This is a genomic window from Arsenophonus sp. aPb, assembly GCF_029873475.1.
Classification (GTDB): Bacteria; Pseudomonadota; Gammaproteobacteria; order Enterobacterales; family Enterobacteriaceae; genus Arsenophonus.
In genome coordinates this window covers 1,334,391-1,352,917 of sequence record NZ_CP123499.1, presented here as the reverse complement: position 1 = coordinate 1,352,917, position 18,527 = coordinate 1,334,391, and the positions used below count along the sequence as shown (strand labels likewise).

The window sequence follows — 18,527 nt, the reverse complement described above, 5'->3', positions numbered from 1 at the left end:
AATGAATGGTCACAGCTATTGATAAGATAATTTTGACTGAAGTCGAGAAACGCTTTGCTGGCTTAGTTTCACCTGCGCTGGCGACACTGACCACTGAGATCACTGGGGGTTCAGTTACTGGCTTAGTTGGACCTGATGGCGCAGGAAAAACCACACTACTACGGATGCTTGCTGGTTTATTAAAACCCGATAGCGGTAATATCACTGTTATGGGCTTAGATCCTATCCGTCAAGGTGTTGAAGTTCGTCGTCATCTTGGTTATATGCCACAAAAGTTTGGTCTTTATGAAGATCTTACTGTACAAGAAAATCTGGATTTATATGCTAACTTATGTGGCGTGATGGGTGAAAGTCGGCAAAAAATCTATCAGCAATTGCTGGATTTTACCGACCTTACTCGTTTTACCCAACGGCTGGCTGGTAAATTGTCTGGTGGCATGAAACAGAAACTTGGGCTGGCTTGTACATTAATTAGTCGGCCGAAAGTTCTGTTGTTAGATGAACCTGGCGTGGGAGTTGATCCTATTGCTCGTCAAGAGCTTTGGCGCATGGTACATGAACTTGCTAGTGATGGTATGCTGATCCTGTGGAGTACATCCTATCTAGATGAAGCTGAACAATGCCGAGATATTTTACTGTTAAATCAAGGGCAACTTCTCTATCGGGGGATCCCGCAAACATTAACTAACAAAATGGCTGGACGCTCATTTTTACTCCAAGTTCCAGCCTCACAACGCCGGGCATATTTACAAGAGGCACTATTATTACCGCAAACTACTGACTGTGTTATTCAAGGGCATTATATTCGCGTGATCTTGAAAGAAAACAGCCAGCAAAGGGATTTTCTAACCCGTCTGAATTTAGCTAATAGTAAATTAATTACCGCCAAACCGCGCTTTGAAGATGCTTTTATTGATTTATTAGGCGGTAGCCCATCGCAACGTTCTGAGTTGGCAGAAATTATGCCGCAAATTCCTGCTAATCCGTCTGAAACGGTCATTGAGGCACAAAATCTTAGCAAACGATTCGGTGACTTTGCCGCAACAGATAATGTTAACTTTGCGGTTAAACGTGGTGAAATTTTTGGCTTGCTAGGCCCTAATGGCGCCGGCAAATCGACAACCTTTAAAATGATGTGCGGATTAATGGTGCCAACCGCTGGTAGAGCGTTAGTCTTGGGGATGGATTTAAAAATAAGCTCAAATAAAGCCCGCCAACACCTTGGTTATATGGCGCAAAAATTTTCCCTGTACAGTAATTTAACCGTTGGGCAGAATTTAAAATTTTTCTCTGGTATTTATGGTCTTAGTGGCAGTCAGCAACAGCAAAAAATCAGTAGCATGATCAATGCCTTTAATTTAGATTCGATACTGAAACAAACCACCGATGAATTGCCATTAGGTTTCAAACAGCGACTCGCTTTAGCCTGCGCGTTAATGCATGAGCCTGACATTCTTTTCTTAGATGAACCCACATCAGGCGTAGATCCTCTCACGCGAAGAGAATTTTGGTTACATATTAACGGGATGGTAAATAAAGGTGTCACTGTAATGGTTACCACTCATTTTATGGACGAAGCTGAATATTGCGATCGAATTGGTTTAGTTTACCACGGTAAAATAATAGCTGCCGGTACACCTGATGAACTAAAAAGCCAAATTGCCACGACAGAAAATCAAGATCCGTCGATGGAACAGGCTTTTATTAGTTTGATACTTAACTATGATCGAGGGAAACAATGAAGCAGACAGAAAAACAATCATCCCATGAAGCGCAATTTTCATGGCGTCGTTTGTATGCCCTGTGTATTAAGGAAAGTAAACAGATCTTACGTGACCCCAGTAGTGCACTGATTGCTGTGGTTATTCCATTAATGCTGCTATTTATTTTTGGCTATGGCATCAATCTGGATTCGAGTAAATTACGGCTTGGCATTCTCGTCAATCAACAAAATAACCAAGTACGGCAATTTGTCGCTACCTTTACCGGTTCTCCTTTTATTGAGGCGACAATTAGCAATAATCGAAAATTACTAATTGATAAAATGCAAGCCGGGGAAATTCGCGGTATGGTAGTGATCCCAGTCGATTTTGCTAATCAGCTTAATCGCCCGTCGGGTCATACGTCGATCCTGGTTATTACCGATGGAAGCGAGCCAAATACTGCCTATTTTGTACAGGCGTATACCAAAGGTATTTGGCAAACCTGGCAACAACAACAAGGCGAAAACGCCGGTTATAATACTACGCCATTAATTGTTCCTGAATTACGCTTCTGGTTTAATCCAGCAGCAATTAGCCAACATTTTATTATTCCAGGGGCAATCAGTATTATTATTACTGTGGTTGGTGCCATTCTGACTTCACTAGTTGTTGCCCGCGAATGGGAACGCGGCACCATGGAAGCTTTACTTTCCACCCAAATAACACGCACAGAGTTACTACTTTCCAAGCTGTTACCCTATCAACTATTAGGCACCTTTGTCATGCTGCTTTGCATGTTAGTCACGGTATTTATTTTACACATTCCTTATCGCGGTTCACTCTGGTGGTTATTTATTATTACCAGTCTCTATCTAGCTACTGCCCTTGGTATGGGGTTACTTATCTCTACCTTAACTCGTAACCAATTTAACGCCGCTATCGTTGCATTAAATGCCGCTTTTTTACCAGCTATAATGTTGTCCGGCTTTATTTTTGAAATTGATAGTATGCCGTTAGTTATTCAATGGGTAACCTATTTGATCCCGGCTCGTTATTTTGTTAGTAGTTTACAAACGCTATTTCTGGCCGGTGACATTTATTTTGTTCTACTGACCAATTTTCTTTTATTAGTCACGACGGCCATCATCTTTATCGGGCTCACCGCACTAAAAACACGCCGCAGACTTGATTAGGGAGAGAATATGCTGCATCGTCTCTATACACTCATTATTAAAGAGTTACAGTCGCTACTACAAGAACCGCAAACCCGTGCAATCCTGATCTTACCCGTTATTTTCCAAATGATATTATTTCCACTGGCTGCCACTTTAGATGTCACTAACACCACAATAGCTATTTTCAATGAGGATAAAGGCCAAGATTCAATTGAATTAACACAAAGATTGGCAAAATCGACGACTTTCGCTAACGTGTTGCTACTCAATAATTATCAACAGGTTGCTGAAACCATCAATAATCGTAAGGCGCTGCTAGTTGTACATTTCCCGCAAAATTTTAGTGCTCAGCTAGCACAAAGAAAATCGACACCAGTTCAATTAATCCTTGATGGTAGAAATTCCAATAGTGCCCAGATCGCCGCTAATACAGTTAACCAAGTTATTGAAAATTATCAACAACAGTTATCTAACCCGCAGATGGCAAAAAACAATAGCGAATTAATTATTCGCAATTGGTATAATCCTAATCTTGATTATAAATGGTTTATCGTTCCATCTCTGGTAGCACTAATTACCACTATTGGTGTATTAGTCGTCACTTCCTTGTCAATTGCACGTGAGCGCGAACAAGGAACTCTGGATCAGTTATTGGTTTCACCTCTGACCACCTGGCAGATCTTTATTGGTAAAGCGGTTCCAGCATTGCTTATTGCCACCTTTCAAGCCACATTAGTGCTAGTTATTGGGATTTTCTGTTACAAAATTCCATTTTCTGGTTCATTATTTGTTTTCTATAGTACGATGACAATTTACGGTTTGTCTTTAGTCGGTTTTGGCTTATTGATCTCGGCTATGTGTTCAACTCAGCAACAAGCATTTATTGGGGTATTTGTGTTTATGATGCCGGCAGTATTGTTATCAGGCTATGTTTCACCAATAGAAAACATGCCGGTTTGGTTACAAAATTTCACCTGGATCAATCCTATTCGACATTTTACGGATATCACTAAACAAATTTATTTAAAAAATGCCGATTTTGCCGTACTGTGGCATAACTTGTGGCCATTAATTATTATTTCATTATGTACCACAACCCTGGCGTATTGGTTATTTAGTCGAAAAATTGCCTGATTGCCTGATTGCCTGATTGCCTGAATAACAATATAAAAAATCCCGCTAATAGCATCAGCAGGATTTTTTAATAAGACAGATTAAATTAACGGCGATCGCCAAGAATACGTAACATCATTAAGAACAAGTTAATAAAATCTAAATAGAGTGTCAATGCACCAAGAATAGCGTATTTACGCATACCATCTTGATCACGACTATCAATTTGGCTGCCCATGTCTTTTAATTTCTGTGTATCATAAGCCGTCAAACCTGCAAAGATCAATACACCCGCATAGGTGATAACCAAGGTTAAGCCAGAACTTTGCAGCCAAATATTCACTAATGAGGCAATAATTAGCCCGATTAGTGCCATAAATAAGAAGCTACCCATGCCACTTAAGCTGCGTTTGGTTGTATAGCCATAAAAACTAAGTGCACCGAACATAGCAGCGGTGATAAAGAAAGTGCTAGCGACAGAAGCGCCAGTATAGGCAACTAATACCAGAGAAATCGTTAGGCCTGTTAGCGCCGAGTAGAGCATAAACATTGCCGTTGCCAGCCCTGCGCTCAATTTAGGCAACAGAAATGACAACCCAATGACTAATGCAAATTCAGCAATAATGAGGCCTATCAATACCCAACCATGCGTTGCCAGATACATAATAATATTACTATTATTAATTGCATACCAAGCAACAAACGCAGTTAATAACAAACCTACCGTCATCCAGCCGTATACTTGCGCCATATAGGCTTGAATACCTGCGCCAGCGCGCTGGACGATCGAATCATTTTGACGTTCAAATCGATCCATGATGATTACCCTCATCACTTGCGTTAAAGATAAAGCTATTTAATAAACTAGATAGCTCAGTAAACTTAAGTTAAGTCTATCATAATTTCTTACTAAAACCATGGTTTGATATGAGCAAATAAATGAAGGTTTTACATTACTTTTACTTTATTGAGCTAAACTTCAATAAATTGAAATAAATTCAATAAAAATTGGCTTACCAACGCTCAAATGCGGCTTGATCACTCAGTCTGGCCTCAACCCAACGGCTGCTTTGCCCTTGAGTCAAATGCTCTTTTTTCCAAAATGGCGCTTTAGTCTTCATATAATCCATTATAAATTCGGCGGCTGAAAAGGCACTGCTACGATGCCCGCTGGTAACACCAACAAACACAATTTCCTCGCCCGGTTGTAAAGTACCAACTCGATGGATAATACAGATACGTTGCAATTGCCAACGAGAACGTGCTTCATTAGCAATATCCTGCAACGCTTTCTCTGTCATAACAGGATAATGCTCAAGAGTGAGGGTTTTTATATTATCACCCAAGTTATGATTACGCACTTTACCAGTAAAAGTTACCACCGCCCCATCATCCTGACATTGGGCTAACCATTCATACTGCTCACCTACATTAAAATTCGCTTGTTGAATAACTAGCCGTGTATCTGTCATTTATCCTCCCGTTATCGGTGGAAAAAAAGCGATTTCATCGCCAGCAGTTAATGGATGATCTGGCTGTACAAAGGTATGATTGACCGCAAAAAGCAGTTTTTTCTTTTCTAGTGCTAATGCCCAGCGCTCACCACGTTGGCTTAATGCATTACGTAATTCTTCTACCGTCGAATAGCGATGTTCTAACTCTAATCTATCGGTGCCGGTCAATTCACGGACTTGGGCAAAAAAAAGCACTTTAATCATCACGTTATCCTAAAATCAGCGGATTTACCGCCCGTTTTTTCCAATAACCTAACCGAACTAATTACCATATCTTTTTGCACCGCTTTACACATATCATAAATGGTTAATGCGGCAACTGATGCGGCAGTTAGCGCTTCCATTTCAACACCAGTCTTACCCGATAACCGACAATACGACTCAATTCGGATGCGATTAGCGCTTAATTGCGCTTCCAGTATAACTTCCACTTTACTGAGTAATAGCGGATGACAAAGCGGGATCAAATCCCAAGTTTTTTTGGCGGCTTGGATACCGGCAATCCGCGCAGTAGCAAAAACATCACCTTTATGATGACTAGCACTGATAATCATATTAAGTGTCTTAGCATTCATTGTTACAAATGCTTCTGCTCGTGCTTCACGAATGGTTTCCGCCTTTGTGGCCACATCCACCATGTGTGCCTCACCCGCTGAGTTGATATGGGTTAATTGAGACATGGTAAGCTCCTTAGAATGACTAAAAATTCCATTTATCCTCCAATAATGGAAAGGTTTGACGTGATACCACTATCACCTTGATGAAGAAAATGGCTTTCACGTTTTAACTGTAATTCTGCCTGAATACGCGCTTTCAATGCCTCCGATTGGGATGCATTAACTAATAAATCACGTAAAATAATACTGCGTTCGCCAAATAGACAGAGATGAAGATGACCAATAGAAGAGACACGTAAGCGATTACAATTTTGACAAAAATTCTTCTCATAGGGCATGATTAAACCAATTTCACCACAATAATCAGGGTGCTTAAATACCTGGGCAGGGCCATCACAACGATAGCGTGGTATTTGTTGCCAACTTTGTTCTAATAAGCGCCGACGAATTTTTTCACCTGAGACATGATGACGATGAAATATTTTACCACTCTCACCGGTTTCCATTAATTCAATAAATCGCAGTTGAATTGGCCGCAGTTTGATCCAGTTTATAAAACTCACTAAATTACTGTCATTGATATTTTTCATCAACACAACATTAACTTTTATTTTGGCAAAACCAGCCTCCAATGCCGCATCAATCCCAGCCATTACTTGAAAAAACTTATCTTGCCCGGTAATAGCTAAAAACTGTCGTGGATCAAGGCTATCAACACTTACATTAATGTCGGTTAAACCTGCACTTTTCCAATGGCTAACATTTTTGGCCAGCCGATAACCATTGGTCGTTACTGCAATTTTTTTGATCGCCTGGTTTTGTTTGATGGTAGCAATAATGTCAAAAAAATCACGCCGCATGGTCGGTTCTCCGCCAGTTAAACGAATTTTTTCCGTACCAAGCTCGGCAAAAGCTTTTGTTAAATGACCAATTTCTTCTAGCGATAAAAAATCTTGATAACCCTTTGATTGATAACCATTCGGTAGACAATATGTGCAGCGAAAATTACACACATCAGTGATAGATAGTCTTAAATAGTAGAATTTACGGGCAAAAGTATCAATAAGTTGAGTCATAATAACGCCTTTCCAAACACGGGAGATGCAGGCATTTCTACCTCGCACCCTAGTGGCCGATAAGTGCCACGGCCTTAATACCCTATTTAAACCATTAAGATCACAAACTTAGGTAAAAAGGCTAGGAGTTAATAACATCACATACAATAATAGCGTAATGTGATGGTTGCTATAAATAATATTGCTAAATATTTAAAAAAGCGAATAAACGCTTAAATCTATCGCTTGCAATACAATAAGTTAATTAATTAACAGAGAATAATGTAATATAAATAAATGACAAAGTTATTGTTTAATATCACGTTAATTCAATAAGATCGGATATTTAATGATAAATTATGTCAAACCGTGATAAGACAGATAATAAAATAGGGGAAGTGATGCATTATTGCAGTATTCTTAATAAGTTAGGGCAAGTTGTTGCACTAGGAGGTGGTCATGGCTTGGGTCGTGTTATGTCATCTCTTGCGGTCCTAAATTCTCAATTAACGGGTATAGTAACAACAACAGATAATGGCGGCTCTACCGGCCGTATTCGCCGTTCCGAAGGCGGTATTGCCTGGGGAGATACGCGCAACTGTTTAAACCAATTAATTACTGAACCGTCCATCGCTTCAACAATGTTTGAATACCGTTTTATGGGTAACGGTGAACTTGGTGGCCATAATCTAGGTAATTTAATGCTCAAATCGCTCGATCATTTGAGTGTTAGGCCGTTAGATGCAATAAACTTAATCCGTAATCTATTAAAAGTGAAGGCGCATCTTATTCCTATGTCCGAGCAACCGGCTGATTTGCTGGCAATCGATTTGATGGGCAATGAAATCTATGGTGAAGTTAATATTGATCAACTCACCTCTCTGCCACAAAAATTAATGCTATCTCCGCAAGTAAGTAGCACGCCTGAAGCGCTTGATGCTATTTATAACGCTGATTTGATTATCATTGGCCCAGGTAGTTTTTTAACTAGTCTGATGCCTTTATTTCTGATGAATGACTTAACGCAGGCACTACAAGAATGCCGAGCAGCAATTATCTATATAGGTAATCTTGGTAAAGAACTTAACCAGCCTGCTGCCAATATGCAATTAACTGATAAAATTGCCATGATGGAAAAAAGGATCGGCCAACAGAAAATTGATGCCATTATCGTTGGGCCAGCAACCGATACATCAAGCCTAACAGAAAGAATAGTAATCCAACGCAAATTGGCTGCTCAAGATGTCTGTTACCGTCATGATAGAGACTTATTGCGCCAAGCTATTGAAGACATCGCCCAAAAAATTCACCAGCTTAAACCTTTTAATTTATCATCTGCGAATGCCAACTAGCTTCTTGCTTGGCATTCTCCTCGCCCTCAAGGGCGCGGTTTGGCGGCGCAGCGGATAAAATTAGCCTATCTGTTCAAGAGTTGGCAATAAACTGTTCACGTAGTAATTGAATTTGATCGCGTAAACTGGCTGCTTGTTCAAATTCAAGATCTTGCGCATAACGATACATTTGTGCTTCTAACGCCTGAATTTTAAGCTCCAATTCTTTAGCCGAAAGTTTATGATAATCCTCGCTAATCGCTGCTACTTGCGGCTGTTTACGTTTAGCTTTTGCTGATACGGGTGCGCCTACTTGTAAAATATCGCCAACTTTTTTATTTAAACCTTTAGGCACAATTCCATGCTGCTGATTAAATGCGATTTGTTTCTCTCGGCGACGCTCAGTTTCTCTAATCGCTTTTGCCATTGAATCAGTAACTTTATCACCATATAAAATCGCTTTCCCTTTCAGGTTACGTGCTGCACGCCCAATCGTTTGAATTAATGAACGCTCTGAACGTAAAAATCCTTCTTTATCTGCATCTAAAATAGCAACTAACGATACCTCTGGCATATCCAAACCTTCACGTAACAGGTTAATACCCACTAACACATCAAATAAGCCTAATCGTAAATCACGGATAATTTCGACTCGTTCAACGGTATCAATATCTGAATGCAGATAGCGAACCTTAATATCATGTTCTTGCAGATAATCGGTCAAATCTTCTGCCATTCTTTTAGTTAAGGTTGTTACTAGCACTCGCTCATTTACTGCTGTACGTAGATGGATTTCAGACAATAAATCATCAACCTGAGTAGCAACTGGACGAACCTCAATTTCTGGATCGAGCAAGCCTGTTGGCCGGACAACTTGCTCAATAATTTCATTAGCCGATTTTTCCAATTCATATTTACCTGGCGTGGCAGAAATATAAATTGTTTGCGGGGAAAGTGCTTCAAATTCCTCAAAACGTAACGGGCGATTATCCAACGCAGAAGGTAAACGAAAACCATATTCTACCAATGTCTCTTTACGGGAACGATCACCACGATACATACCGCCAATCTGTGGAATGGTGACATGAGATTCATCAATAACTAATAAGCCATCTGCCGGTAAATAGTCAAACAGCGTAGGGGGTGGTTCACCAGTTGCACGGCCTGAAAGATAACGTGAGTAATTTTCAATACCGGAACAATAACCCAGTTCATTCATCATCTCTAAATCAAACTGAGTACGCTGGGTTAACCGCTGCTCTTCAACCAATTTATTACTTTCCAATAGCAATTTACGTCTTTGTGCCAATTCGGTTTTAATCTGCTCCATGGCTTCAAGGATACGTTCACGCGGCGTGACATAATGGGTTTTGGGATAAATGGTAAATCTTGGTACATTATGTTGGAGCTGGCCGGTTAAGGGATCAAAAAGCGCCAGCCGTTCTACTTCTTCATCAAATAATTCAACCCGTAGCGCATATTCATCTGATTCAGCAGGAAAAATATCAATCACTTCCCCTCTAACTCTAAATGTACCACGTTGGAATGCTTGATCATTGCGGCTATATTGCAAATCTGCCAGGCGGCGTAAAATAGCCCGCTGGTCAATAATCATCCCTTTGGTTAAATGAAGCATCATTTTTAGATAGCTATCAGGATCACCTAAACCATAAATCGCTGACACTGAAGCAACAACAATAACATCACGTCTTTCAAGCAGTGCTTTAGTGGCAGAGAGTCGCATCTGTTCAATATGTTCGTTAATGGAGGCGTCTTTTTCAATAAAGGTATCGGAACTTGGAACATACGCTTCAGGTTGATAATAATCATAATAAGAAACAAAATATTCCACCGCATTTTCAGGGAAAAAAGCCTTCATTTCACTATATAATTGTGCTGCCAGCGTTTTATTGTGAGCCATCACCATTACCGGGCGGTTAACCTGCTCAATCACATTAGCGATAGTGAATGTTTTACCCGATCCGGTGACACCAAGCAACGTTTGATGAGCCAATCCATCATTAAGGCCATCGATTAATTTCTTTATTGCTTCGGGCTGATCACCCGCAGGTTGAAACTCAGCATGCAATTTGAAGACTTTACTCATCTAACCCTCTCTACTAAAAATATTTCTTTATCATACTGGATAAAAAAACAGTTTCAATGACAGCATAAATAAAAAATTAGCTTAAATTAAAACAAATCATTTACATATATTTATTATTTTAATAACTTAGTTATCCCCAAGCTTTTTTTGATGTTTAATTATATTTTATATTTTATGCTAATTAGCTAATATAAAACTTTATTATATATCATTTCAGACTTGATTTTATATAACTTGTTAATATTTATATAATTTTACTTGAGAGCCGAGAATGGCATCAACGTCACACCAAGCCTCACCCCATCTTGGTTAGAGGCACTTTTCTAGATCTAATACACAAGGTTATCCACAGGAATAGTGGATAACTCAAGAAATTCTTTTAGGCATCAATAGTTGTAAGATTTTCACTTGAGAATTAGCAAAAAATTTTTGCCAGAAAAATAATTAAAAAAAAATTTTTTGTATAAGAAAAAAAATGAAAAATAGCATTTCATTTGTTACAATTTAGCTAATTCAAGCAAAATATAGCTAAAATGGCATCATACTTCAGCCTCAAAATTATTCCTGTTACAGTAGGTTACCTATATTGACAAATTTGCCAATAGGATGAGATTGCCAATCCGACAAATGCGGAATAACACCTAAACAGGGCGCTGACAGGCGCTGCTGTAATGTTAGCAAATAATCTTGTTGATACTGACCCGGTAAAACAATTTCATTAGCCACCCAGCCTGCCAATAATAAACCGCTTTGCTTAATTGCCTGTGCGGTCAATATTGCATGATTGATACAACCTAATTTAACGCCAACTGTTAATATTACTGGCAATTGCTGTTGTTTAACCCAATCAGCCAAGGTTTGCTCAGCACAAAGCGGTGTGTACCATCCACCGGCACCCTCGACAATGATCCAGTCAGCAGATTGTTTTAATTTATTTAATCCTGCTGCCATTATTTGCCAATCAATAAGCTTTCCTGTTAGCTTACTGGCAATATGGGGTGAAGTTGCTTGGGCAAAAACGATCGGATTAACATCATGGTAATTCAGTCTCAGGCTGCTATTTTTTCTTAATAACTGCGCATCTGAATTTCTTAAGCCATCGGTTAATTGTTCGCTACCTGAAGCTACCGGCTTATAACCTGCTGTTTGATAGCCACGAGACGCGGCTGCTTGTAGCAGCGCGCAACTAACAACAGTTTTGCCCACATCTGTATCAGTTCCAGTGAGAAAAAAACATTTATTCACGATATAACATTCCGTAAACAAGTTGATAAGTTAATGGGAATTGCTCATCGACATGAGGATAATGATCAAGGAGTTTAGCTAAATGATTTTTTGTCATTAGACCCTGCTGCTGACGACCATCAATTAGATAAGTCGCGCCAATCCCCTTGAGAGATTGAAGTAAACAAGCAAATGAAGGATAAGTTACATGCCAAGATCGTTGTTCTAAACTATGCCGCCAACCATGACAAGTCCGCTTAACTTGTGCAAAAGTCATAAAAGAATTAATGTGTCGGTTATTATCAACTTTTTGCCAACACTGTTGTAACTCTTGTAATGAGCCATCGACTAAAGTAGAAAAAGCAACTATCCCTCCCTTTTTAGTGATACGATATAACTCACTTAATGGGGTATATAAGTTACTACACCACTGGATAGCAAGATGACTAAAACAGAGATCGACACTTTCATCGGCTAGTGGTAAACACTCCATGTCGGCCTGGATATAACTTTTAGCCACTTGCTTTTGTTGTGCGATTGCTAACATCGATCCAGATAGATCAAGCGCAATAACCTGTTTTCCTGCTAATTGCCACTGCTTACTGAAATAGCCGGTACCACAGCCAGCATCCAGAATCATGTTACCTGGCATCTCAGATAAGCAATCAAACAGATGTTGACCGCTTTGCTGTTGAAATAACGCAATATTATCGTAATTTTTAGCCGCTCGCCCAAAAGCATGCGCAATTGCTTGCTTATTTATCGGCATGGTTGTTAAAAAATTCATTTAACGTTTCCATTAACTGTGCAATATCGGCTAATTGATGATTAGCCGTCAATGTGATCCTTAATCTTGCACTACCCGGCGGCACCGTTGGCGGCCGAATAGCTTGCACCCAAAATCCTCGCTGACGTAAAAAATGCGATAAATGTAAACAACGTTGGTTACTACCAATAATCAGTGGCTGAATGGCACTCGGGGAATTTAATAATGGCAAATTATAGTAATTGGCTAATTGGCGAAAATAGTCAATGTTGCGCTGCAAATTGGCTCTTGATTCATCAGCCTGACGAATTTGCCTAACCGCCTCAGCTAACGCGACCGCTTGAGCTGGTGGCATTGAAGTACTATAAATCAAATGACGGGCATATTGTAGAAAATAGTCAGCGGTGTTTTCATCACAAAGCAATGCGGCCCCACTAAGGCCAAACGCTTTACCAAAGGTTACCACCAGCAGTTCAGGCTTTACCTTATGCAGATAACAACTCCCTCTACCTTCATCGCCGCTAACACCAATACCATGGGCATCATCCACTAATAACCATGCCTGCGCTTGCCTCGCTGAAGCTTGCAATTGGCCTAACGGGGCTCTATCGCCATCCATACTAAATACGCCTTCAGTGACAACCAGTGTTTTACCCGTATGATTGACCGCCAAAAGTTGCTGTAAAGCGTCCGGTTGATTGTGGGCAAAACGTTGTAATGTGGCTGGTGACATCATGGCTGCTTCCAGAATGGATGCATGACTAAGCTTGTCAGCCACAATACGATCATTTTTGTTCATTAAGGCCATGATCACACTTTGATTTACCGCATAGCCGGAAATAAATAACAAAGCACGAGAGTAACCTAACCAATCAGCCAGTTGTAGCTCCAATTGGGCATGGGCGCAACGATAACCGATAACATGACCAGAGCTACCACTACCTGCCCCATATTGGCTTAATCCTGTTTGCCAGGCTTTAATTATGGCCGAATGCTGGCTTAAACCCAGATAATCATTACTGGAAAAATTAACATACTGTTGTTGATCAAAGATTAGGGTACGTGCATCATTTTTTTTAATAATTTGCCGTTGCCGCCACAATGCTTGCTGCTTGCGCATATCCAGTTGATGAGCTAAAAATGTTGACCAATTCATTATAGCGCCGCGTTATAAAATTGGACTGTATCCACCTGCTGCATAACTTCTTGCAGCCGCTCTATTTGCTGCTGATGGGTCAATGCGGTTTCAGTGGCTTGTGGATTAATATTTAGTTTGCGGAAAAGTTGTTGATCTTTATCTTGTTTAGGATTAGCGGCCGTTAATAACTTACAACCATAGAAGAGAGAGTTCGCCCCAGCCATAAAACAGAGTGCTTGCATCTGTTCATTCATCTGTTCACGGCCAGCAGAGAGCCGGACAAAAGAGGTTGGCATCATAATACGGGCAACAGCTATGGTACGAATAAAATCAAAGGCATCGACATCTTCATTGTCTTCAAGGGGGGTGCCTTTTATTTTTATTAGCATATTAATTGGCACACTTTCGGGAACCTGCGGTAAATTAGCTAATTGAACTAATAGCGCTGCCCGATCAGTCACCTTTTCACCTAAGCCGACAATACCACCAGAGCATACCTTCATGCCTGCCTGGCGAACGGTATCAATCGTATCAAGCCGATCCTGATAGGTTCGAGTGGTAATAATCGAACCATAAAACTCGGGTGAAGTGTCTAAATTGTGATTGTAATAATCCAGTCCTGCATCTGCTAGGCGCTGCGCTTGCTGGTCATTTAACTTACCCAGCGTCATACAAGTTTCCAAGCCTAATGCTTTGACTTCTTTCACCATAGTTTCTAGATAAGGCATATCGCGTTCATGGGGATTTCGCCAGGCCGCGCCCATACAAAAACGTGTTGAACCGGCTTGTTTGGCTTGCTTAGCCGATTCGATCACTTGTTTGACTTCTAACAGTCGCTCAGCTTTTAATCCCGTCTTATAGCGAGCACTTTGTGGGCAATATTTGCAATCTTCCGGGCAGGCACCGGTTTTAATTGAGAGTAAAGTACTAATCTGGATCTGTTGCGGATCAAAATGTAGACGATGAACTTGCTGAGCTTGAAAAAGTAATTCAAAAAAAGGTAAATCAAATAATGCTTGTGCCTGGTTAAGCGTCCATGGTTTTTCCATCTTCACCATTCTCTCTCTTGAAACAAAAAGTGTTGCCAGTTTAAATAACCGCGTTATCATGTCAACTAAAATAAATAAAATTAGTTGACCAAACATAATGAAACAAGACGATATTAATTTTGATGCTAAACATATTTGGCATCCATACACTTCAATGACTCAACCAATACCGGCTTATCCTATCGTGAGCGCCTCAGGTGTCGAACTTGAATTAGCCGATGGCAGAAAATTGATTGATGGTATGGCTTCTTGGTGGGCCACTATTCACGGCTATAATCATCCCGTACTCAACCAAGCCGCTTCTCAGCAATTAACAAAAATGTCCCATGTTATGTTTGGCGGCATCACGCATCCGGCAGCAACTGCTTTGTGCCGACAATTAATTGATATAACTGATGATAGATTAGAGTGTATTTTTCTGGCTGACTCCGGCTCAGTAGCTGTAGAGGTAGCATTAAAAATGGCATTACAATATTGGCAGGCACGAGGGGAAACACGCCACCAGTTTATTGCCTTACAAAGGGGATATCATGGTGATACCTTTGGTGCTATGTCAGTTTGTGATCCTGAAAACTCAATGCATAGCCTTTATCGAGGTTATCTGCCAACCCATTTTTTTGTTCAAGCACCACAATGCGGTTTTTATCAACAGTGGCAAGCCGACGATTTGATCCCATTACAAAAAAAGTTAACCGAACAAGCTGGCAAAATTGCTGCCATTATCATTGAGCCGATAGTTCAAGGTGCCGGTGGTATGCGAATTTATCATCCTAATTATCTGACAGCCGTAAGAGAATTATGCGATCACTATGATATTTTGCTGATTGCCGATGAGATAGCCACTGGCTTTGGCCGTACTGGCAAATTGTTTGCTTGTCAGCATAGCGCCATTACGCCAGATATTTTGTGTTTAGGTAAAGCACTAACCGGTGGTTATGTCACTCTGTCAGCCACTTTAACCAGCCGCCATATTGCAGATACCATTAGCCAAGGCAAAGCGGGCTGTTTTATGCATGGACCCACTTTTATGGGCAATCCATTAGCCTGCGCGATCGCCGATGCGAGCATAACATTATTAAGAAATAGCCCATGGCAAAAATGGGTGAAGGACATTGAAACGCAATTGATGGCTGAACTCTTTCCACTACGAGATCAACCCCAAGTTGCTGACGTGCGAGTGTTAGGCGCAATTGGCGTTGTTGAAATGAAAAACCCCGTCAATGTGCCTGAATTACAACGTCATTTTGTGGCTGAAGGGGTCTGGATCCGGCCATTTGGTAAATTAATTTATCTGATGCCGCCTTATATCATTACCGCTGTGCAACTAACTAAGTTAACCGAAGCGATAAAAAAAATAGTTATCAAACTGTAAATTAAAAATAGTTTAGTCTTTAATCAAATGGGTCGTGATCCACATCGGCCCTTTACCAACCGGATAACGCGCTAATGTTTGTAGCGCACCTGTCAGCGCATCTATTTTATACACAGCAATGTGATCAGACTTTTGACCCACGGCTAGCAAAAAATGGCCCGTTTGATCAATATTAAAGCCACGCGGTTGAGTTTCGGTTGCATAAGTCTTCATTGGCGATAATACTAATCCCTCTGCTGTCACTTGAAAATGACGAATAATACTGGCAGAGCGTTCACTTGCATAAAGATGACAGCCATCTGGCGTAATATGGATATCCGCAGCCCAGGGTTTATATTTCGATCCGGCAGGTAGAATGTCACAATTTTGCCTTTGCTGATAAGGTTCACATGCTGAATAAACATTAATTGTGGCATCTAACTCATTTAAGCAATAAAAAGCGTTCTGGTTGGGTGCAAATGCTAAATGACGTGGCCCTGCGCCTTGGTTAGTCGTAATCCGATCAGCAACCTGTTCGGTTAAGTGGCCATTGTCATCAATTGCATAAATGCGAATATGATCTTCGCCTAAACACGGGACAAACAAGCGTGAATTGTCAAAACTTACTCCCGATGCATGGGGATGTTTTAAATCGCCAATAACTTGAATTGCAGGCTGCGCGCTCCCCTGTTGATTAATGGGCAACACCACTAAATTTCCTTGGTGATAGGAGGGAATAAATAGCCAACGACCGAGCTTGTCAATTTCAATATGGGTTGGTGTGGCAGGAATAGCGGTAATGGCCTGTTGGCTGAGTTTTCCTTCGGCTGAAATAAGGTAAGTAATAATGGCAAAATCAGGGCGAATACCAACATAAAGGTGACGACCATCAGGACTTATCTGCATCGGTTGTACTTCACCGGGTAATGTCAATTGTTGCAATAATGTCAGTTTCCCCTTTTTATCCATTGCCCAAACATGAATTTGTTTGCTTTCTGGACTGGCAACATACACTACCTGTTTCATTGATTAACTCCTCAGAAATTATCCGATAAAATAGCCTCCGTTATCATATCTGATTTGATAGCAGATAATCACCCAAATAGTATAAAGGTTAATAAAAAAATTTATTGTTCAGCCAATTGATATCAGTATGTGGAGTGTTTTTATTAATATCACAGTGCAATTAAAGGTTATGTTTAGCGATAATAATTAGCCAACCGACAATCGCCGTTGAATATAGCCTTATTCAAATAAATTTAGTATTCAGATGATAAAAAATTAAATTAAACCCTATAAAAAACCTGTTGTTAAAAAGTAAAATAATAATATTATATAAATATATAAACTCTTTATTTTTGTTAATAAAGATTTTTTACTAAAATCGCAATAACACTAATCAATACAGAGGAGAATGAAAATTTAATATAAATTTCACATTATTTTTTAATATAAGCAACATATAAGCTAACTTTATTTGATCCAGTTCTCTGTATCGATTTTTTTCCATTTTATATAATTATTGTTAGTAATAAATAAAATCAACAAGTCGTGAGCTAAATTTAAAAATAATAAACCGTAAATATTAGGACGAGTAGATTGACACAGTAAAGTGTTAATAGAAAATTAAGGAATAATAATGAAACCCCGCGAAAATTTAATGGTTGACTTAGAAACCATGGGCATGGGCAGTTGTGCTGCCATTGTAGCAATCGGTGCGGTTTTTTTTAATCCAGCGACAGGTGAAACAGGCGCTGCCTTTTATCAAGCTGTCGATCTCTCTTCATCAATGTCTGCCGGTGGTACCGTCAATGGTGAAACCATAAAGTGGTGGTTATGCCAATCCAATGAAGCTCGCGCAACGATTGCCAAAAAAAGTTTACCACTTATTGATAATGTCCTGCGTGAATTACATTTTTGGGCGCGAGAAAATGCCCAAGAACGGATGGATTGTTTGAAAGTCTGGGGGAAAAGCGCTAATTTTGTCTTAAGAGGCGCTTATGAGAGATCACAATTAACTCCTTTTTGGCATGTCGGCAATGATCGTGATGTTCATACTATTATCGATATGGGAATTAATCTTGGCGTTAATGTACAAAATGATCTGTCCATTGATCAAGCGCGAGATAATGCACTCAATTGTGCGCTTTACCAAGTGCATCATGTTGCCAATATTTGGCAAAAAATTATCCAACATGAGGAATGACGAAATATTCCAGTTAATGAAAATTATTAATGACGATTATTAGTTAGTAATAAACTTGCTATTACAGATAATTATTTAATAAAAGCTAGCTAAATAGAAATAGCTAGCATTTGATAACAATAAAAATAGCCTTATATAAATGTCTACCAATCTAATTTAAATTTATCATGTTGGTTAA

General features: G+C 39.9%; 17 protein-coding genes and 1 riboswitch. Of the genes, 6 read left to right on the top strand and 11 right to left on the bottom strand.

The window, feature by feature from the left end:
• Window positions 1-5: 5 nt before the first annotated feature.
• Genes QE177_RS05980 through QE177_RS05970 form a run of 3 tightly spaced genes read left to right on the top strand, consistent with a single transcriptional unit; the run spans window position 6 to window position 4,012 of the window.
• The gene (locus QE177_RS05980; RefSeq protein WP_280551946.1) at window positions 6-1,742 is read left to right on the top strand and encodes an ATP-binding cassette domain-containing protein; all 1,737 of its coding nucleotides are present in this window, start codon (window positions 6-8) and stop codon (window positions 1,740-1,742) included.
• On the top strand, window positions 1,739-2,896 hold the full coding sequence (locus QE177_RS05975; protein WP_280551944.1) for an ABC transporter permease: 1,158 nt from the start codon (window positions 1,739-1,741) through the stop codon (window positions 2,894-2,896). Before QE177_RS05980 ends, QE177_RS05975 begins: the two co-directional genes overlap by 4 nt.
• Window positions 2,897-2,905: 9 nt before the next feature.
• A complete protein-coding gene (locus QE177_RS05970) occupies window positions 2,906-4,012 on the top strand; it encodes an ABC transporter permease (RefSeq protein ID WP_280551942.1) in 1,107 nt (368 codons plus the stop codon).
• A gap of 85 nt (window positions 4,013-4,097) precedes the next feature.
• Here the strand turns inward: QE177_RS05970 and QE177_RS05965 are convergent, their stop codons facing one another.
• From QE177_RS05965 to moaA, 5 genes are all read right to left on the bottom strand, one after another.
• Window positions 4,098-4,808 (bottom strand): Bax inhibitor-1/YccA family protein, encoded by a 711-nt coding sequence (locus tag QE177_RS05965; RefSeq protein ID WP_280551940.1) that lies wholly within the window; start codon window positions 4,806-4,808, stop codon window positions 4,098-4,100.
• 196 nt (window positions 4,809-5,004) lie between these two features.
• Complete coding sequence (gene moaE / locus QE177_RS05960) at window positions 5,005-5,463, bottom strand: molybdopterin synthase catalytic subunit MoaE (protein ID WP_280551937.1); 459 nt, start codon at window positions 5,461-5,463, stop codon at window positions 5,005-5,007.
• Window positions 5,464-5,709: a molybdopterin synthase sulfur carrier subunit gene (moaD, locus tag QE177_RS05955; protein ID WP_280551935.1), complete on the bottom strand. Its 246-nt coding sequence runs from the start codon at window positions 5,707-5,709 to the stop codon at window positions 5,464-5,466.
• On the bottom strand, window positions 5,709-6,185 hold the full coding sequence (moaC, locus tag QE177_RS05950) for a cyclic pyranopterin monophosphate synthase MoaC (RefSeq protein ID WP_280551932.1): 477 nt from the start codon (window positions 6,183-6,185) through the stop codon (window positions 5,709-5,711). The genes moaD and moaC overlap by 1 nt, the downstream gene beginning before the upstream one ends.
• A gap of 32 nt (window positions 6,186-6,217) precedes the next feature.
• Window positions 6,218-7,198 (bottom strand): GTP 3',8-cyclase MoaA, encoded by a 981-nt coding sequence (moaA, locus tag QE177_RS05945; protein ID WP_180560826.1) that lies wholly within the window; start codon window positions 7,196-7,198, stop codon window positions 6,218-6,220.
• Window positions 7,188-7,338, bottom strand: a riboswitch (molybdenum cofactor riboswitch). Its footprint overlaps the gene before it by 11 nt.
• A gap of 240 nt (window positions 7,339-7,578) precedes the next feature.
• Here moaA and yvcK point away from each other — a divergent pair.
• On the top strand, window positions 7,579-8,529 hold the full coding sequence (gene yvcK, locus QE177_RS05940) for a uridine diphosphate-N-acetylglucosamine-binding protein YvcK (RefSeq protein WP_280552227.1): 951 nt from the start codon (window positions 7,579-7,581) through the stop codon (window positions 8,527-8,529).
• Between the two features lie 73 nt (window positions 8,530-8,602).
• Here yvcK and uvrB read toward each other — a convergent pair whose 3' ends face one another.
• The 5 genes from uvrB to bioB form a co-directional block, all read right to left on the bottom strand.
• Window positions 8,603-10,615: an excinuclease ABC subunit UvrB gene (uvrB, locus tag QE177_RS05935; RefSeq protein WP_280551930.1), complete on the bottom strand. Its 2,013-nt coding sequence runs from the start codon at window positions 10,613-10,615 to the stop codon at window positions 8,603-8,605.
• A gap of 567 nt (window positions 10,616-11,182) precedes the next feature.
• On the bottom strand, window positions 11,183-11,860 hold the full coding sequence (bioD, locus tag QE177_RS05930) for a dethiobiotin synthase (RefSeq protein ID WP_280551928.1): 678 nt from the start codon (window positions 11,858-11,860) through the stop codon (window positions 11,183-11,185).
• The gene (gene bioC / locus QE177_RS05925) at window positions 11,853-12,626 is read right to left on the bottom strand and encodes a malonyl-ACP O-methyltransferase BioC (protein ID WP_280551927.1); all 774 of its coding nucleotides are present in this window, start codon (window positions 12,624-12,626) and stop codon (window positions 11,853-11,855) included. The genes bioD and bioC overlap by 8 nt, the downstream gene beginning before the upstream one ends.
• The gene (bioF, locus tag QE177_RS05920; protein ID WP_280551926.1) at window positions 12,595-13,761 is read right to left on the bottom strand and encodes an 8-amino-7-oxononanoate synthase; all 1,167 of its coding nucleotides are present in this window, start codon (window positions 13,759-13,761) and stop codon (window positions 12,595-12,597) included. The genes bioC and bioF overlap by 32 nt, the downstream gene beginning before the upstream one ends.
• Window positions 13,761-14,801, bottom strand: a complete 1,041-nt coding sequence (gene bioB / locus QE177_RS05915) for a biotin synthase BioB (protein WP_280551925.1) — start codon at window positions 14,799-14,801, stop codon at window positions 13,761-13,763. The genes bioF and bioB overlap by 1 nt, the downstream gene beginning before the upstream one ends.
• 88 nt (window positions 14,802-14,889) lie before the next feature.
• Between bioB and bioA the strand changes: the two genes are divergently transcribed.
• The gene (gene bioA, locus QE177_RS05910) at window positions 14,890-16,164 is read left to right on the top strand and encodes an adenosylmethionine--8-amino-7-oxononanoate transaminase (protein WP_280551924.1); all 1,275 of its coding nucleotides are present in this window, start codon (window positions 14,890-14,892) and stop codon (window positions 16,162-16,164) included.
• 12 nt (window positions 16,165-16,176) lie between these two features.
• Here the strand turns inward: bioA and pgl are convergent, their stop codons facing one another.
• On the bottom strand, window positions 16,177-17,169 hold the full coding sequence (gene pgl / locus QE177_RS05905) for a 6-phosphogluconolactonase (RefSeq protein ID WP_280551923.1): 993 nt from the start codon (window positions 17,167-17,169) through the stop codon (window positions 16,177-16,179).
• Window positions 17,170-17,782: 613 nt separating this feature from the next.
• Here pgl and QE177_RS05900 point away from each other — a divergent pair.
• The gene (locus QE177_RS05900; RefSeq protein ID WP_280551921.1) at window positions 17,783-18,349 is read left to right on the top strand and encodes a 3'-5' exonuclease; all 567 of its coding nucleotides are present in this window, start codon (window positions 17,783-17,785) and stop codon (window positions 18,347-18,349) included.
• Window positions 18,350-18,527 lie beyond the last annotated feature (178 nt).

Bases quoted from the DNA above. Each gene is read 5' to 3' on its own strand.
- QE177_RS05980 (WP_280551946.1), top strand. From the start codon at position 6: ATGGTCACAGCTATTGATAAGATAATTTTGACTGAAGTCGAGAAACGC.
- QE177_RS05975 (WP_280551944.1), top strand. From the start codon at position 1,739: ATGAAGCAGACAGAAAAACAATCATCCCATGAAGCGCAATTTTCATGG.
- QE177_RS05970 (WP_280551942.1), top strand. From the start codon at position 2,906: ATGCTGCATCGTCTCTATACACTCATTATTAAAGAGTTACAGTCGCTA.
- QE177_RS05965 (WP_280551940.1), bottom strand. From the start codon at position 4,808: ATGGATCGATTTGAACGTCAAAATGATTCGATCGTCCAGCGCGCTGGC.
- moaE (WP_280551937.1), bottom strand. From the start codon at position 5,463: ATGACAGATACACGGCTAGTTATTCAACAAGCGAATTTTAATGTAGGT.
- moaD (WP_280551935.1), bottom strand. From the start codon at position 5,709: ATGATTAAAGTGCTTTTTTTTGCCCAAGTCCGTGAATTGACCGGCACC.
- moaC (WP_280551932.1), bottom strand. From the start codon at position 6,185: ATGTCTCAATTAACCCATATCAACTCAGCGGGTGAGGCACACATGGTG.
- moaA (WP_180560826.1), bottom strand. From the start codon at position 7,198: ATGACTCAACTTATTGATACTTTTGCCCGTAAATTCTACTATTTAAGA.
- yvcK (WP_280552227.1), top strand. From the start codon at position 7,579: ATGCATTATTGCAGTATTCTTAATAAGTTAGGGCAAGTTGTTGCACTA.
- uvrB (WP_280551930.1), bottom strand. From the start codon at position 10,615: ATGAGTAAAGTCTTCAAATTGCATGCTGAGTTTCAACCTGCGGGTGAT.
- bioC (WP_280551927.1), bottom strand. From the start codon at position 12,626: ATGAATTTTTTAACAACCATGCCGATAAATAAGCAAGCAATTGCGCAT.
- bioF (WP_280551926.1), bottom strand. From the start codon at position 13,761: ATGAATTGGTCAACATTTTTAGCTCATCAACTGGATATGCGCAAGCAG.
- bioB (WP_280551925.1), bottom strand. From the start codon at position 14,801: ATGGTGAAGATGGAAAAACCATGGACGCTTAACCAGGCACAAGCATTA.
- bioA (WP_280551924.1), top strand. From the start codon at position 14,890: ATGAAACAAGACGATATTAATTTTGATGCTAAACATATTTGGCATCCA.
- pgl (WP_280551923.1), bottom strand. From the start codon at position 17,169: ATGAAACAGGTAGTGTATGTTGCCAGTCCAGAAAGCAAACAAATTCAT.
- QE177_RS05900 (WP_280551921.1), top strand. From the start codon at position 17,783: ATGAAACCCCGCGAAAATTTAATGGTTGACTTAGAAACCATGGGCATG.